This window comes from Gordonia sp. 'Campus', assembly GCF_022206305.1.
Classification (GTDB): Bacteria; Actinomycetota; Actinomycetes; order Mycobacteriales; family Mycobacteriaceae; genus Gordonia.
The window spans coordinates 15,086-31,125 of sequence record NZ_JAKOIW010000018.1; the positions used below are offsets into that span (position 1 = coordinate 15,086).

The window sequence follows — 16,040 nt, forward strand, 5'->3', positions numbered from 1 at the left end:
CAGCAGGGCGGCCGACGCGGCGAGGACCGCGACCGGGCGGCCGGACTTCAACGCTCTCATGAGATCCCCCGTGGTGTGGCCGCGAGTTCGATCAGGCGGCCGAGCCAGTCGATCGTCATCGCCAGGAGGGCGACCAGGATCGCGCCGGCGACGAGCAGCTTGGGCAGGAACAGGGTGATCCCCGTGGTGATGACGGTGCCGAGGCTCGGGGCCCCGATGAACGTGCTCAGCGTCGCGGTGCCGACCAGGATCACCAGCGCGGTGCGCACGCCGTTGAGGATGACCGGTACGGCCAGCGGCAACTCGACCTGGACGAGCGTGCGGATCGCCGACAGCCCGATCCCGCGCGAGGCCTCGACCGTCCGTTGATCGACCTGACGGAGACCCACGATCGTGTTCTGCAGGATCGGCAGCACCGCGTAGACGACCAGACCGACAACCGCGGTGTTGAAACCGGTGCCGAGCCAGAAGGTGAACAGCACCAGCAAACCGATGGCCGGTGCGGCCTGACCGATGTTGGCGATGTTGACCGCGATGGGGTTCAGCCACCGCAATGACGGTCGGGTGAGCGCGATGCCCAGCGGAATGGCGATCAGGACGACGATGATCGTCGCGACGAGCGTGAGCTGGATGTGATCTAGAATGGTGGCCCGCAATGCGGGCCACGCCATGGAGGCGCTCTCGGTGGTGGTGAAAGTCGTGTTCTGGTACCAGATCAGGAATCCGACGCCGACGACGACGATCACGAGCGGTTCGAACCAGACGTCGATCGGGATGCGGGCGAAACGGCGTCGAAAACCGCTCGGGACCGATTCCGGTGCAGGCGGTTTCGAGGTCTCGGTGAGGCGCGCCTCCTCGGCGATGAAGCCCGTCACCGGTCGGCGCTCGTCTCGGGTGTGCCCACCGGAGCTGCGCCGGCGTCGGTGGCGGACTCGAAGCCGGGCTCGTCATCGGCTGCGACGACCGGGGTCTCGACGGGGGCTGAGCCTTCGGCATGGTCGAGGTAGCCGACGTGATCGTCGTCGTCGCGCACCGTGGCGAGTTGCCCGCGGATGGCCTCCATGACCGCGGCGATGTTCAGTGCGCCCACCACCGCGCCGCGACCGTCGGTGACGAGCACCCCGCCCTGACTGGTCGCGAGCATCGAATCGAGAGCGTCGTTGAGTGTCGAGGACTGCGCGACCACGGGGAGTCGTTGATCGAGATAATCCGAGATCTCGGGCTTGGCCCGCACCTCGTCGATGGAGGGCCAGGCCCGCGGGCGGCCGTGCTGGTCCACCACCGCGACCCACTCCTCGCCGGCGGCCCGTGCGCGGGACACGACAGCGCCGGAGGGTTCGCCGACGTGGGCGGTGACGACATCGCGGATGTCGACGTCGCGGACGCGGGTCAGGGTCAGGTGGGCAAGCGTCGCACCGGAACCCACGAATTCTTCGACGAAGGGGCTCGCCGGGTTCGCGAGGATCTCCTCGGGCGGGGCGAACTGTTCGATACGGCCGCCCTCGGACAGGATGAGCACCTTGTCGCCGAGCTTGGTCGCCTCCTCGAAGTCGTGGGTGACGATGACGATGGTCTTGGCGAGTTCGTGTTGGATCGCGATCAGCTTGTCCTGCAGGCGGGCTCGCGTGATCGGGTCGACGGCGCCGAACGGTTCGTCCATCAGCAGCACGGGGGGATCGGCGGCGAGTGCGCGCGCCACGCCGACGCGCTGCTGCTGGCCCCCCGACATGTCCTTGGGCAGGCGGTCGGCGAACGTCGCGGCGTCGAGACCGACGAGATCGAGCAGGTATTCGGTCCGTTCGGCGATGCGTTTCTTGTCCCACTTGAGAATCCGGGGGATCGCGCCGATGTTCTTGCTCACCGACCAGTGCGGGAAGAGCCCGCCGGACTGGATGACGTACCCGATGGATTGGCGCAGGCTGTCGGGGTTCTCGGCGGTGACGTCGCGGCCGCCGATGTAGATCCGGCCCTCGGTGGGCTCGATGAGCCGGTTGATCATCTTGAGCGTCGTCGTCTTACCGCAACCCGATGGTCCGACGAAGGCGACGATGTCACCGGCGTCGATCTCCAGATCGAGTCGGGCAACGGCGGGTTCGGACGAGCCGCGGTAGCGCTTCATCACGCCTTCGAGGCGGATCGACTCGCCGGTGACGTTGCGGCTCGTGGGGTCCGCAGGAGACGAGGTGGTGGAGTCGGTCATGAGAGTCCCTTGGAGATGGTGAGTCGGCCGAGCAGAACCAGGAGTGCGTCGAAGACGAGGGCGATGATGACGATGAGAATGGTTCCGGCGAGCGCCATCTCGAGTGCATTGGCGCCGCCGAGGCGGGAGAGTCCGTTGAAGATCAACGAGCCGAGGCCGGGGCCGAGGACGTAGGCGACGATGGCCGCGACGCCGACGATCATCTGCGTCGAGACCCTGATGCCGGTGAGGATGACCGGCCACGCGATCGGGAGCTCGACCGTCAGCAGGATGCGCCATCTCGAAAGTCCGATGCCACGGGCAGATTCGACCACCGATGGCGGGACCGAACGCAACCCGACCACCGCGTTGCCGATGACGGGCAGCGTCGCGAAGAACGCGAGCATCAGAAACGACGGTGTCACACCGAGTCCGAACGGCACGATCAACAGGGCGAGCAGGGCGAGTGACGGAATGGTCAGTGCCACACGGCTCGACGTCAGGGTCAGCGCGCCGACCAGCGGAAGTCGGTACACGACTGTGGCGATGAGGATCGCGACGAGGGTTCCGACCAAGACGGTCTGGAACGACAGCGAAGCGTGTTGGTAAGTCAGAAACGTGAGAGAGCGTGCGTTCTCGCTGATGTAGTCCCACAGTTGCACTGTTGATGTCCCATCCCCGGCGCTCCCGCCCCCGGTGTCTGGATCGACATTACGCAGGGTTCGCACCGGACGCCGACATTTGGACCGATCCAGTGTGACTTCGACGCAGACCGAGCCGAACTCTCAGGTCGCGGTGTCATCCTGGAGTCGTGAGTGACAGTGCCTCGACCACGACGACGACCGAAGACGACGACCGCGCGCACCTCGACGACGCGGTGCGTTCCTGGACCCGGGTGGTCGCCTGGATTCTGAGCGTGGGGGGCGCCATCGGTTTCGTGGCGTCCTTCGTACTCACCGTCGAACGATTCGAACTGGCCGCCGACCCGAACTACGTGCCGTCGTGCAACTTCAACCCGGTGCTGAGCTGCGGGTCGGTGATGGCCGAACCCCAGGCCGCGCTGTTCGGTTTCCCCAATCCGCTGCTCGGCATCGCCGGTTTCGCCGTTGCGATCACCACCGGCGTCGCTCTGCTGGCAGGCGCGCGTCTCGCCGGGTGGTACTGGGCGGGACTGCAGGTCGGTGTGACCGCGGCCCTGGTGTTCATCTCGTGGCTGATCTACTCGAGTCTCTACTCGATCGGCGCGCTGTGCCCCTACTGCATGGTGGTGTGGGCGGTGACCCTGCCGATCTTCGTGTTCGTCAGCGTCCGCAACGCCCACGCGAGCGGCCTGACATCGAGGTCTCGTGCCGCACTGCTGCTGGCGCGCAACCACGCCCCGATCCTGGTCCTGGCGGTGGGCGTGGTCATCGTGCTGATCGCGGTGCGGTTCTGGTCGTACTGGTCGAGCCTCTACTGACCGTCCATCGTGTCGCCGCGGCCGGGTCGTGGATGTCGTTCCGTTCGTGATCCCGGTGGCCGCCCCCTACCCTGGGCACATGGCGATCGGACGTCCTTCGGAAGGTTCGGCCGAGGTGCAGCGCGCACCTCGGGCGCGGATGACCGGCGCCCAGCGGCGGCTACAGCTCATCGAGGTCGCGCGCGGTCTGTTCGCCGAACGCGGTTTCGAGGGCACCTCCATCGAGGAGATCGCCCAGCGCGCGGGGGTCTCGAAGCCAATCGTGTACGAGCATTTCGGCGGCAAGGAAGGTCTGTACGCGGTCGTCGTCGACCGTGAGATGGAGACATTGCTCGAGATGGTCACCTCGTCGCTGTCGAAGAATCGCTCGCTCTACCGCATCCAGCAGGTCGCACTGGCGCTGCTGACGTACATGGAGGAGCGCACCGACGGATTTCGCATCCTCGTGCGCGGCGACAGCACCGCGGGCACGAGCGACACCGCGACGTATTCGAGCCTGCTCAACGACGCCATCAGTCAGGTCGAGCACATCCTGGCCGGCGATTTCGAGCGGCGCGGCTTCGACCCGTCGCTCGCCCCGCTGTACGCCCAGGCTCTGGTCGGGATGGTGTCGGTCACCGCGCAGTGGTGGCTCGACGTGCGGGAGCCGTCGAAGGAAGTCGTGGCCGCGCACCTGGTCAACCTCTGTTGGAACGGCCTCACGCGGCTCGATCCCGACCCGGCGCTCGTCGGACCCGACTATGTGGAGTCGCAGCGGCGCACATCCGTCGACGACAACTGAGCCCCCACCGAGACGTCAGTCGGATGCCGGCCACAGATCCTTCTGCATGTAGACGCAGTCGATCCACTGATCGGCCTTGTGGCCGATCGCTCGCAGCCGACCCACCTGCTCGAATCCGAACCGGGCGTGCAGGGCGATCGAGCCCTCGCCGCCGGTGGCGGCGATGACCGCCACGATCTGCCGGACGTTCGTGGTGTCCGCCCGGTCGAGCAGACCGGACATCAGTGCCGACCCGATGCCGCGACCTGCGTAACCGGGGCGGACGTAGATCGAGTCCTCGGTCGACAGGTCGTAGGCGGGCATCCCGCGGAAGGTCCCCAGGTAGGCGTACCCGACGACGCTCTCGGCGCCGTCCTCGACGATCCGCGCCACGACGAACGGGCGCCCGGCCGCGGTGATCGCGGCATGTTTGGCATGCCACTGGGGCAGTGACGGGACGACGTAGTCGAAGGTCGCGACGGTGTGTTCGACGTAGTGCGCGTAGATCTCCGCGACCGCTGCACAGTCGTCGATCGTCGCGTCACCCACAGCGATGCGGGACGCCTGTGCGTCCGGTGTCCGCTCGGTCATGCGCCTGAGGTTAGGACAAGGGCGGCGACGGCGAGAACTCGTCATGACCGGGGGGAGCTCCGGAAAGCGGCGCCCCATAGAATCGGCGGAGTGTCATCGCTCCGCGCCCTGTCCGGTCTGGCTGCACTCGCGTGTTCGGACAAGTCCTTCGGCGAGGTCCACTCGCGCCGCGACGAGCGCACGCTCGACATCACCGCGCCGGATGCGGCGCGGCCCTTCCTCGTCTCCTGCCTGACCTCGGCGAACGATGCGCCGCTGCTCGTGGTCTCCGCGAACGGTCGCGAGGCCGACGACCTGACGGCCGAGCTCGCCGAGCTGCTCGACGACGCCGGCGCCGTCGCGCAGTTCCCGTCGTGGGAGACGCTCCCGCATGAGCGGTTGTCGCCGAGTGCGGACACCGTGGGCCAGCGGCTCGCGGTGCTGCATCGCCTCGCCAACCCCGGCGACACCCCGCTGCGGGTCGTCGTGACGACCGTCCGCTCGCTCGTGCAGCCGATGGCGCCGGGGCTCGGCAACGTCGCCACCGTGACACTCCGCGAGGGCATCGAGATCGACTTCGACGCGCTGCTGGCGCAACTGGTCGAGATGGCCTACGAGCGCGTCGACATGGTGGGGCGTCGAGGCGAATTCGCCGTGCGCGGCGGCATCCTCGACGTCTTCCCGACCACCGCCGACCATCCGGTTCGTGTGGAGTTCTGGGGCGACGAGATCACCGAGATGCGCGCGTTCTCGGTGGCCGATCAACGCAGCCAACCCGAGGTCGAGACCACCGAGGTCCGCATCCACCCCGGACGTGAACTGCTCCTCACCGAGAAGGTCCGCGCACGCGCGGCCGATCTCGCCGCATCCGACCCCGGCGACACGACGATGGTCGAGATGCTGGGCAAACTCGCCGAGGGGATCCCCGTCGAGGGCATGGAAGCGTTGATCCCGGCGCTCGTCGACGGCGAGATGCAGTTGCTCACCGAGGTGGTCCCCGCCGGCACCCGCGTACTCATCCTCGACCCCGAGAAGGTGCGGACCCGCGCGTCGGACCTGTCGAAGACCGGCGCGGAGTTCCTCGAGGCGTCGTGGACCGCGGCCGCGATGGGCGCGCAGGCCCCGATCGACGGGCGGTCCGCGCAGGGGTTGGGCATCGATCTCCAGGCCAGCGCCTACCGGCCACTCGACGAGGTCCGTACGGCCACACTCGCGGCGGGACGCCCCTGGTGGACCCTGAGTCCGCTCTCCACGGGCAGCGGCAACGAGCTCGAACTCGATCTCGCGCCCGGCCCTGCGCCGCGAGGCGATGAGAAGGAGATCGCCGCCACCTTCGCGCAGTTGCGCGCGCATGTGTCCGACGACAAGACCGCGGCGATCGTGGTCGCGGGCAAGGGCACCGCGCAACGCGTCGGCGAACGGTTGTCCGAAGCGGAGGTGCCCCACGTGCTCGCCGAGCCCGGGCATCGTCCGGTGCCGGGTGAGGTGGCGGTGTTCTGCGCCCCCCTGCGCGCCGGGATCGTCTGCCCCGATGCCGGTCTCGTGGTGGTGGCCGAGGCCGATCTCACCGGTACCCGGGTGGCGAATGTCCGTGACGGGCGCCGACTTCCGGCGAAGCGGCGCAACCAGGTGGATCCGCTCGCGCTCGCGGCGGGCGACCTGGTGGTGCACGACCAGCACGGGATCGGCCGGTTCGTGGAGATGATCGAGCGCACGGTCTCGGGCGCACGCCGGGAGTACCTGGTCCTCGAGTACGCGTCGAGCAAGCGTGGTCAGCCCGCGGACCGCCTGTATGTCCCGATGGACGCGCTGGATCAGTTGTCGCGCTACGTCGGTGGCGAGCAGCCGTCGCTTTCGAAGCTCGGCGGGTCGGACTGGCAGAACACCAAACGCAAGGCGCGCAAGGCTGTTCGCGAGATCGCGGGAGAGCTCGTCCAGCTCTACGCGGCACGTCATGCCGCGCCGGGCCACGCCTTCGGGCCGGACACCCCGTGGCAGCAGGAGATGGAGGACGCCTTCGACTTCACCGAGACCGTGGATCAGCTGACGGTCATCGCCGAGGTCAAGTCCGACATGGAGCGCGCGGTACCGATGGATCGCGTCGTCGTCGGCGACGTGGGGTACGGCAAGACCGAGATCGCGGTCCGCGCCGCGTTCAAGGCGGTGCAGGACGGCAAGCAGGTCGCCGTGCTCGTCCCGACAACCATTCTCGCGCAACAGCATCTGCAGACCTTCACCGAGCGCATGAGTGGATTCCCGGTGCGTGTCCGCGGCCTGTCACGGTTCACCGACGCCAAGGAGTCCCGCGAGATCACCGAGGCGATGTCGAAGGGGGAGGTGGACATCGTCATCGGTACGCACCGGTTGTTGCAGACCGGCGTCGTGTGGAAGGACCTCGGGCTCGTCATCGTCGACGAGGAGCAGCGATTCGGCGTCGAACACAAGGAACACATCAAATCCCTGCGTACCCACGTCGATGTATTGACGATGTCGGCGACCCCGATCCCGCGAACCCTGGAGATGTCGATGGCCGGCATCCGCGAGATGTCGACGATCCTCACGCCGCCCGAGGAGCGCCACCCGGTCCTGACCTATGTCGGGGCCTATGCGCCGAAGCAAGTGGCCGCCGCGATCCGCCGCGAGCTGTTGCGCGACGGTCAGGTGTTCTACGTGCACAACCGCGTGTCGACCATCGACAAGACGGCAAAAGACATCGCCGCGATGGTGCCCGAGGCGAGAGTCGTTGTCGCGCACGGTCAGATGGGCGAAGACCAACTCGAGCGGACGGTGTCGGGGTTCTGGAACCGCGAATACGACGTACTGGTCTGTACGACGATCATCGAGACCGGCCTCGACATCTCCAACGCCAACACGCTCATCGTCGACCGCGCCGAGAACCTGGGTCTGTCGCAGCTCCACCAGCTCCGCGGACGCGTCGGCCGTAGTCGCGAACGCGGGTACGCGTACCTGCTCTACAGTCCCGAACGCCCGCTGACCGAGACCGCCTACGACCGGTTGGCGACGATCGCGCAGAACAACGAACTCGGTGCCGGCATGGCGGTGGCCCTGAAGGACCTCGAGCTGCGTGGCGCCGGAAACGTGCTGGGGGCCGAACAGTCGGGACACGTGGCCGGCGTCGGATTCGACCTCTACGTCCGCCTCGTCGGCGAGGCCGTCGAGGCGTATCGCGCTGCGGCGGACGGGAAGCCGGTGGAATCGCAGGAGACCGGGGAGGTCCGCATCGACCTGCCGGTGGATGCGCACATCCCGGTCGAATACGTCGATTCCGACCGCCTGCGTCTCGAGGCGTACCGCAAGCTCGCATCGGCAGTGGACGACGCCGCCGTCGATGCCGTCCTCGTCGAGCTCAATGACCGTTACGGCCCACCGCCGGTGGAGACCACGCGTCTGGCCTCGATCGCCAGGCTGCGGTTGAGGTGCCGCGAGCGCGGCATCACCGAGATCGGTCTGGCCGGTCAGGGGCTGAAGATCTCGCCGCTGCCGTTGCTCGACAGTGAACAGGTGCGCCTGCGCAGGCTCTACTCCTCGGCGACCTTCCGGGCGACGACGTCCGTGGTCACCCTGCCCATCCCGCGGACCGGTGGGGTGGGTTCGGCACGTCTACGCGACGACGAACTCATCGACTATCTGACGACCTTCCTCACCCAGCTCAAGCCGGAGCCGGTCTGAACAAGCGGCGGGAAGCGCCCTTCATGACCGGGTGGAGATGCCGCGCCGGCGGGTGGGTTTTCATCGGTGGGGGATAGGTTGATCAGAGACGGCGGGGGTAGCGAAAGGACGTACGACGCATGACGGTGGTGCTGCTGGACCCGGCACGGCCCGATCTGATCCCCATCCGTGCGCGCGGCATGCTCGCCGGGCCGGTCAAGGTCACCGAGGACGTCCCCGCAACGATCCTCTGGGAGTTCGATCACGTCGAGCCCGTTTTCGATGACACCGCCGATGACCCCGAGTCGGTTCTCGTCAGCACCGATCCCGACCATCCGCTGGTCCGTGCGCGCGTCGACCGCGGCGAGGAGATCGTCGCCTCCTCAACGGCTTCGGGGTCGGCGCTGCTCGAGTCCGTCGCCCTGATGGACACGCTGCGTCGTACCGGCCCCTGGGAGAGCACCCAGACGCACCACTCGCTGCGCCGCTACCTGCTGGAGGAGGTCTACGAACTCCTCGACGCCATCGAGTCCGGTGACCGGGACGAGCTGAAGGAGGAACTCGGCGACCTCCTGCTCCAGGTTCTGTTCCACGCGCGGATCGCCGCCGATGATCCGCAGGCGCCGTTCGACATCGACGACGTCGCCCGCAGTTTCACCGAGAAGGTGATGGGCCGCACCCCCGGCGTTCTGTCGGGTGCGCACTCCGATCTCGAGACGCAGATCCGGGAATGGGAGGAACGCAAGGCGGCCGAGAAACGGCGCGGTTCAGTCCTCGACGGGGTGGCGACCACCCAGCCCGCCCTCGCGCTGCTGCAGAAGGTGCTCGAACGACTCACCGCCGCGGGTTATCCCGTGGACACCATTCCCGCGGAGACCCTGACCGTCACCGTGACCGCAGGCAACGACAGCATCGAGGCCCAGGCGCGTGACCGTGCGCTCGCGTTGATGTCCGACGTACGGGCCGCCGAGGCGCTCGCCGCCGAGCGGGGCGTCACCCTCGACTCGCCCCAGGCGTGGGCGGGTGTGCTCGCCGAGCAGCGGGTGCGTCGAACCTCGGACGCCTAGCGCGGCTGTCTCGCCTGCCCTTCGAGGCTCGTCGCTTTCGCTCCCCGCACCTCAGGGGGCGGGATGGCGCGGTGCTCCTCGCACCTCAGGGGGCGGGACGGCCGGTCGCGGCCCCGCCTCACTCGAACAGCCGCTGGCCCCACCATTCGCCGGGCGCCAGCCCCGGTGGGATCGCGAACACCGACGATCCGTTGGGGATCAGGTATTCGGTCATCGCGTCCTTGCGGGACAAGGTCTGCTGCATCGGTACGAACTGCCGGCCGGTGTCTCGGTTGAAGGCGATGAAGAACAGGCCTGCGTCGAGGTGCCCGAAGCCGTCCGATCCATCGGTGAAGTTGTAGCCGCGGCGCAGGATTCGGACACCGCCGAGGTTGTCCGGATGCGCCAGCCGCACGTGCGAGGTGCGGGGGATCACGGGCGACCCGCCGGAGGTGACGACGAAGTCGGGGTCGTCGAACTCGTCGGTCTTGCCGAGCGGAGCGCCGGACGCCTTGGTGCGGCCGACGATCTGCTCCTGTTCGAGCAGATGCGCACGGTCCCAGGGTTCGATGTCCATGCGGATTCGTCGTGCGACGAGATAGGTGCCGCCGGTCATCCACTGTGCAGACGGCGGGTTGTCCTCGGGACCGACCCAGACCCAGCGATCGAGCAGGTCGGTGTCCTCGGCGCGCAGGTTGTTGGTTCCATCCTTGAAGCCGAACAGGTTTCGCGGAGTCGACTGGGTCTGGGTGGTGGCCGACGTCCGGCCGAAACCCAGTTGCGACCAGCGCACGGAGACCACGCCGACCCCCATCCGAGCGAGGTTGCGGATCGCGTGGACGGCGACCTGGGGGTCGTTCGCGCAGGCCTGCACACAGATGTCGCCGTACGATCGCGCCGGTTCGATCTTCTCCGCCGCGAACATCGGGAGATCAACCAGCGCAGCGGGTTTGCGTTCGGCGATGCCGAAACGGTCGGGCCGATCGGGGTCGGCCGCGCACGGGCCGAACAGGCCCGGACCGAAACCGATCGTCAGAGTGAGATCGGCGGCGCCGAGGCCGAGGGCCTCCCCGGTGTCGGCGGGGGGTGTGTAGTCCCCGAGGCCGGTCGCGCCGTCCTCGACCGTCTCCTGCCCGCGGCTCATCCGTTCGGCGGCATCGGTCCAGCGGCGGAGCATCGCGATCAGCTCGTCGCGGGAGTCGGTGATGACGTCGAAGCTGGCGAAATGCAGACGATCCTGTGCCTCGGTGACGATTCCGGCCTGGCGCTCACCGCGGAACGCGACGACCTGTGGCCGCGGCTCGTCGGAGGCCGCCGATGCGCGACCGACGGCCACCCCACCTGCGGCGACGAGGATTCCGGCGCCGGCACCGCCGATCATCGCCCGACGCGAGAACCCGCGGCGCGTCGGGTCGCCCGGCACCTCGGGTGCCGGTGACTGCGGGTGGGGAGCCGACTCGCTCACTGCTGCAACACGATCCCGGGCACCTGCGAGAGCGTGGCGGAGAGCGCGTCGATCTGGTTCGACAGCTCTTTACGCTGGTCGGGTGTGACCTCGGTGTAGGACACGTAACCGTCGCCCGAGCGGTAGGTGTTGACCGAATCGCGCACGGTGGCGAACTGGGCGGTGATCTTGTCCATCAGTGCCTGGTTCTTGGCCGAGATGATCGGCTGCATGGTGGCGATCGCGGTCTCGGACCCGTCGACGTTGGCGGCGAAGTCCCAGAGATCGGTGTGCGAGTAGCGATCCTCCTCGCCGTCGATCTTCGTGGCGGCGACCTCGTCGATGAGTGCCTGCGGTCCCTTGACGAAAGAGCCCGTCTCGAAATCGAACTCCGGCTTGTTGACCTCGTCGCGAAGCATGGTGACGTCGGCGAGCAACTGGTCGGCGATCGGTGCGATGGCCTGCGGGTTGTCGGTGGCGCGTGCGTTCTCCGCGTCGGCGGGGGTGATCTGCCCCGGCGCATCGCCGATCTCCGCGGGCGTGGGCGGCCACAGGAACCGTTCGATGCGGTGGAAACCGGTGAAGGGAAGGGTGCCGTCCTCGGTGTCGTCCCAGCGCATGTCGATCGCGGGATCGAGGTCGGGGAACGATTCGGCGACCGGTTCGATGCGCTCGTAAGGTGTACGGGCCAAACCGAACTGGGCGCGAGCGCCCTCGAGATCACCCGATTTGACCTTGCCGACGAACTCGGACACCTGTGTCTGCAGCGTGTTCACCTGATTGCGCACGTATTCGAGGTACTGCGCCTTGGCCGCGGTGACGTCGGACGGCACGTCGGCCTTCTCTTTGCGCTCGCCGCCGACTGTCAGATCGGTGCGGATTCCGGTTCCGACCATGCCCGGTTTGCAGGCCACCGTGTAGGTGCCGGGTTCGACGATCTCGACACTCAGATTGCTGGACAGGCCCGGTCCGATGTTCTCGACCTCGCCGAGGACACGGTTGTTGTTGCCGTAGACGTAGAACTCGGTCACCTTGCTGCCGGAGTTGGTGACCGTGAAATCGACGTTGCCGGTGGAGGCCTCGGTGCTCGCGAGATCGCAGGCGTCGTTGGTCGAGGTGACCGCGATGGCGCCGTCGGAACCGGCCTTCTCGGTACATCCGGCCAGCAGCACGGGTAGAACGACCACCGCGGCCGCGGCTGCGGCCTTCCCGGTTCTGCGATTCACTGAGGGTTCCTCTCGGTCGCGGGCTTCGCGGTCGCGGAGCTCTGCGCGGTGTGCGGGCCGGGCCCGGTGTGCGGTTCGGTATTCGGATCTGCCGCGGTGTCTGGCAGCGCGGTGTCTGGGGCCGCGGTCCCTTGGTTCGCGACCGATGCGGGCAGGGGGCCGTGCTGTCGCCGCCAGAAGACCGTCGTGACGACGGCCACGTAGGCGATCCACGCGATGACCTGCAGCACGGTGGGGTCCGGTCGGAAGTTGAAGATGCCGCCGAGAACGGTGCCGTACCAGGACGATGCGTCGTAGCCGGCGGATATGTCGAAGGCCACGACGTTACCCCCGGGCAGCCACCCGACGGTCTGCAGCGCGCCGATGCCGTAGGTGAGGATGCCGGCCGCCACGAAGATCAGGAAGATGCCGGTGTAGGTGAAGAAGAGCCTGAAGTTGAGGCGGATGGCCCCCTGGTAGATCAGCACCGTCAGCGCCACCGCCACGAGAACGCCGAGCAGCAGGCCGACCAGCGGCCACAGCCCGCCGGAGACGCTCTCTGCGTATCCGACCATCAGCAGGGCCGTCTCGAAGCCCTCGCGCCCGACCGCGAGGAAAGCCAGTCCGAGGACCGATGCCCGTCCGGCGACCAGGGCTTGGGACATCCCGCTCTTGAGGTCGGCCGAGATGTGCGTCGCGGCCTTGCTCATCCACAACACCATGAAGGTGACGATGACGACGGCGACAAGTGACGCGATACCGGCAATGGTCTCCGCAGCGAGCGGCGTCATCGTGGAGGTGCCGAAGTGGATCACCAGGAAGACCGCGATGACCATGGCGACGGCGGCGGCCACACCGGTCCAGATCCAGACGAGCGCGTCGCGTCGGCCGGTTTTCACCACGTAAGCGACGAGAACCATGACCACTATGCCGGTTTCGAGGCCTTCGCGGAGGCCGATCAGGCCGCTGCCGAACATCTGGGTGAACGTCGACGGTGCACCGTCCGCTGCTGCGAACCACGTGCCGCCCGAAGCGACTACTGACACGAACCCATCCCCTCCGGCGCGGATCTCGCCGGCTACTTCGCTGAGGCTAACCACGCTCAGCCTGACCTGAGAAACGTTAGCTGCGGAAACGCATCCGGCATAGGGCATATCGCCTCATATCCACGCCTGCCCCGCGAGAACCTGCCCCGGCCAGGACTTTTGCTCACTGTGATTTCATGTGGCCGGGCAGTGGCGTGGGCGTATTGTCGGATTCGCTTCCGCGCGTGGGCATCGGATCGGTAGCGGTCTGGGTCATCATGGGTGCATGATCTCCCCCCGCGACGGCGTCGACCGCGACAACGTGATCCTCGTCCACTGGCATGATCTGGGCAGGCATCTGGCGTGTTACGGCGCCGACGGGGTCGACAGTCCGGTTCTCGACGCGTTGGCCGGTGATGGCATCCGGTTCACCGACGCACACGCGACCGCGCCGCTCTGCTCACCCGCGCGGGGTTCGCTGTTCACCGGTCGCTACCCGCACCGGAACGGACTCGTGGGACTGGCCCATCACGGATTCGAGTACTTTCCCGACGTCCGGACGCTGCCGGCCCTGCTCGGTGGTGCGGGTTATCGTTCGGCATTGTTCGGGATGCAGCACGAGAGCGCGGACCCGGCCACGCTCGGATTCGATGCGGTGGATGTGTCCGATTCGCGATGCGACTACGTGGTGGAGCAGTCGCAGGATTGGTTGCGGCGTCACGTCGCCGACGACCGGCCGTTCTTCATGACCGCGGGCTTCTTCGAGACGCACCGGCCCTACCCGGCCGATGAGTACACCCCCGCCGACACGAGTGGTATCGCGGTACCGGGATTTCTGCCCGACACCGCCGACGTACGCGACGACCTGGCAGGTCTGCACGGTTCCATCACGAAGGCGGATGCGGCGGTGGGACGTCTGCTGGACACCGTCGCCGAACTCGGTCTGGACCGGTCGACATGGATCGTCTTCGTCACCGACCACGGGCTGGCGTTCCCGCGCGCCAAATCGACGCTGTACGCGGAGGGGACCGGCGTCGCACTGATCATGCGCCCGCCGACGCGACGCGGGCTCGAGCCCAGGGTGTACGAGGACTTGTTCTCCGGGGTCGACCTCACTCCGACGCTGCTGGAGCTGCTCGACGTCGGCATCCCGGAATCGATCGATGGTGACTCGCACGCCGATGCGATCCTCGACGACGACGGCGGCGGGTCCGTGCGCACCGAGGTGTTCACCGAGAAGACCTACCACGACGCGTTCGACCCGATTCGCGCCGTGCGGACCAAGGAGTACAGCTACATCGAGAACTATGCGGCGCGGCCGGCGTTGCTGCTGCCGCTCGACGTCGCCGACAGCCTGTCCGCGAGATCGCTGGATCAGCAGGATCTACAACGGGATCGACGTCGAGTCGAACTGTACGACCTGCGTTCCGATCCCCATGAGCGCAACAATCTGGCCGACGACCCGTCCTGTGCCGGCATCCGGTCGGCCATGGCCGCCTCGCTCGCGCGGTGGCGCGCGGACACCGGCGACGACCTACCCGACGAGGCCACCGGCACGGCGATCGCGCAGGCCTTCATGGATGCGTTCCACGCCAAGGCCGCGCAGGTCGCGACCGAGGAGGAGGTGCTGCCGTCACGGCGACCGCAGGGGGCCCGGCGCGAGCTGGCCGGAGAGGTCACGTCCGGCGACCGCTGAGCCCGGCATGTCGATGTCCGTCCTGTCCGGGACGGTTGATCTAGCGGACCCACGACCGCGCCCCGGTGTCAAGGGTTTTCGGCTCGGTGGGCGTAAAAGTCCAGGTTGCGGCCGGTTTTTGGCTCGTTAGACTCGACTCTCATGTCAGCAACGTCTCCGCCGAGGCCGGTGAACTACCTGGTGTGTGCGAGCCAGCGCAGCGGCAGCACGCTTCTCGTGGAATCGCTCGGCGCCACTCGGGTGGCGGGCCGACCCGAGGAGTTCTTCCAGTTCTTCCCCGCGACGTCGCGGGCCCCGCAGCCACGCGAATGGTTTGCCGGCGTCACCGATCCTTCCGTCCTCGACTTGCTCGCCCCCGTCGAGCCCGGGGAGGTCGACATCCGTGACGCCGAGACCTGGCGCGCCGACGTGCTCGAGGCCGGGCGCACCGAGAACGGCGTATGGGGAGGCAAATTGATGTGGAATCAGACGCCGCTGCTGATCGCCCGTTCCCGCATCGGCGCCGGCTCACTCCGAGAAGCCATCCGGTGGCTGTTCGACGGGGACCCGCTGTTCGTCCATGTCCACCGTGAGGATGTCGTGCCGCAGGCGGTGTCGATGTGGCGGGCGGTGCAGACCCGGGTGTGGCGCGACGGCGGGGCCGAAGAAAGTGGGGCCCAGGATGACGGGGCCCAAGAAGACGGGGCCCAAGAAGACGGGGCCCAGTATCACGCGGTCGGGATCGCGCACCTCGCCGGAATCCTTCGCGAACAGGAACGCCAGTGGCGCAAGTGGTTCGCCGCGGAGGGGATCGAACCCCTCGACATCGAGTTCCGGGAGCTCGTCGACGATCCGACGAAAGCCACCGCCAGGGTCCTCGAGAAGATCGGACAGGACCCGGCGCTCGCGCCCCCGCCGCCCCTGAAACCCCAATCGAATTCACGGTCCAAGGAGTGGGCCCGACGCTATCGAGACGACGCCGAACGGAACGGGTACCCACTGTGACCA

13 protein-coding genes are annotated in these 16,040 nt (G+C 67.6%); 6 read left to right on the plus strand and 7 right to left on the minus strand.

All coding sequences use genetic code 11. From position 1 onward, the window contains the following. Positions 1–56: 56 nt before the first annotated feature. The 3 genes from MAY35_RS17790 to MAY35_RS17800 are packed head-to-tail and all read right to left on the minus strand — an operon-like array spanning position 57 to position 2,841. Positions 57–875, minus strand: coding sequence for an ABC transporter permease (locus tag MAY35_RS17790; protein WP_238422632.1), 819 nt, complete (start codon positions 873–875; stop codon positions 57–59). After that, complete coding sequence (locus tag MAY35_RS17795; RefSeq protein WP_238422633.1) at positions 872–2,200, minus strand: ATP-binding cassette domain-containing protein; 1,329 nt, start codon at positions 2,198–2,200, stop codon at positions 872–874. Before MAY35_RS17795 ends, MAY35_RS17790 begins: the two co-directional genes overlap by 4 nt. Further along, a complete protein-coding gene (locus tag MAY35_RS17800) occupies positions 2,197–2,841 on the minus strand; it encodes an ABC transporter permease (protein WP_238422634.1) in 645 nt (214 codons plus the stop codon). The genes MAY35_RS17795 and MAY35_RS17800 overlap by 4 nt, the downstream gene beginning before the upstream one ends. A gap of 149 nt (positions 2,842–2,990) precedes the next feature. On the opposite strand from MAY35_RS17800, the gene MAY35_RS17805 reads away from it, so the two are divergent. Both MAY35_RS17805 and MAY35_RS17810 read left to right on the plus strand, forming a co-directional pair. Then, entirely contained in the window at positions 2,991–3,638 is a 648-nt protein-coding gene (locus MAY35_RS17805) for a vitamin K epoxide reductase family protein (RefSeq protein WP_238422635.1), read from the plus strand. Between the two features lie 79 nt (positions 3,639–3,717). Further along, complete coding sequence (locus tag MAY35_RS17810; protein WP_238422636.1) at positions 3,718–4,419, plus strand: TetR/AcrR family transcriptional regulator; 702 nt, start codon at positions 3,718–3,720, stop codon at positions 4,417–4,419. 15 nt (positions 4,420–4,434) lie between these two features. On the opposite strand, the gene MAY35_RS17815 is transcribed toward MAY35_RS17810, so the two are convergent. Further along, the gene (locus tag MAY35_RS17815; protein WP_238422637.1) at positions 4,435–4,989 is read right to left on the minus strand and encodes a GNAT family N-acetyltransferase; all 555 of its coding nucleotides are present in this window, start codon (positions 4,987–4,989) and stop codon (positions 4,435–4,437) included. A 90-nt stretch (positions 4,990–5,079) separates the two neighbouring features. Between MAY35_RS17815 and mfd the strand changes: the two genes are divergently transcribed. Then, positions 5,080–8,658: a transcription-repair coupling factor gene (gene mfd, locus MAY35_RS17820; protein WP_238422638.1), complete on the plus strand. Its 3,579-nt coding sequence runs from the start codon at positions 5,080–5,082 to the stop codon at positions 8,656–8,658. Positions 8,659–8,777: 119 nt separating this feature from the next. Then, positions 8,778–9,704 (plus strand): MazG family protein, encoded by a 927-nt coding sequence (locus MAY35_RS17825; RefSeq protein WP_238422639.1) that lies wholly within the window; start codon positions 8,778–8,780, stop codon positions 9,702–9,704. 118 nt (positions 9,705–9,822) lie between these two features. Here the strand turns inward: MAY35_RS17825 and efeB are convergent, their stop codons facing one another. From efeB to efeU, 3 genes are read right to left on the minus strand one after another with little or no spacing between them, the layout of a single operon-like run. Continuing rightward, positions 9,823–11,148 carry an iron uptake transporter deferrochelatase/peroxidase subunit gene (gene efeB / locus MAY35_RS17830; protein WP_308192468.1) on the minus strand — a complete coding sequence of 442 codons (1,326 nt, stop codon included), beginning with the start codon at positions 11,146–11,148 and terminating at the stop codon, positions 9,823–9,825. Beyond that, positions 11,145–12,353 carry an iron uptake system protein EfeO gene (gene efeO / locus MAY35_RS17835; protein ID WP_238422640.1) on the minus strand — a complete coding sequence of 403 codons (1,209 nt, stop codon included), beginning with the start codon at positions 12,351–12,353 and terminating at the stop codon, positions 11,145–11,147. The genes efeB and efeO overlap by 4 nt, the downstream gene beginning before the upstream one ends. Continuing rightward, positions 12,350–13,309 carry an iron uptake transporter permease EfeU gene (gene efeU / locus MAY35_RS17840; RefSeq protein WP_238422712.1) on the minus strand — a complete coding sequence of 320 codons (960 nt, stop codon included), beginning with the start codon at positions 13,307–13,309 and terminating at the stop codon, positions 12,350–12,352. Before efeU ends, efeO begins: the two co-directional genes overlap by 4 nt. Before the next feature lie 334 nt (positions 13,310–13,643). Between efeU and MAY35_RS17845 the strand changes: the two genes are divergently transcribed. Both MAY35_RS17845 and MAY35_RS17850 read left to right on the plus strand, forming a co-directional pair. Further along, the gene (locus MAY35_RS17845; RefSeq protein ID WP_238422641.1) at positions 13,644–15,053 is read left to right on the plus strand and encodes a sulfatase; all 1,410 of its coding nucleotides are present in this window, start codon (positions 13,644–13,646) and stop codon (positions 15,051–15,053) included. A gap of 141 nt (positions 15,054–15,194) precedes the next feature. Further along, positions 15,195–16,037 (plus strand): Stf0 family sulfotransferase, encoded by an 843-nt coding sequence (locus MAY35_RS17850; protein WP_238422642.1) that lies wholly within the window; start codon positions 15,195–15,197, stop codon positions 16,035–16,037. Positions 16,038–16,040: the final 3 nt, after the last annotated feature.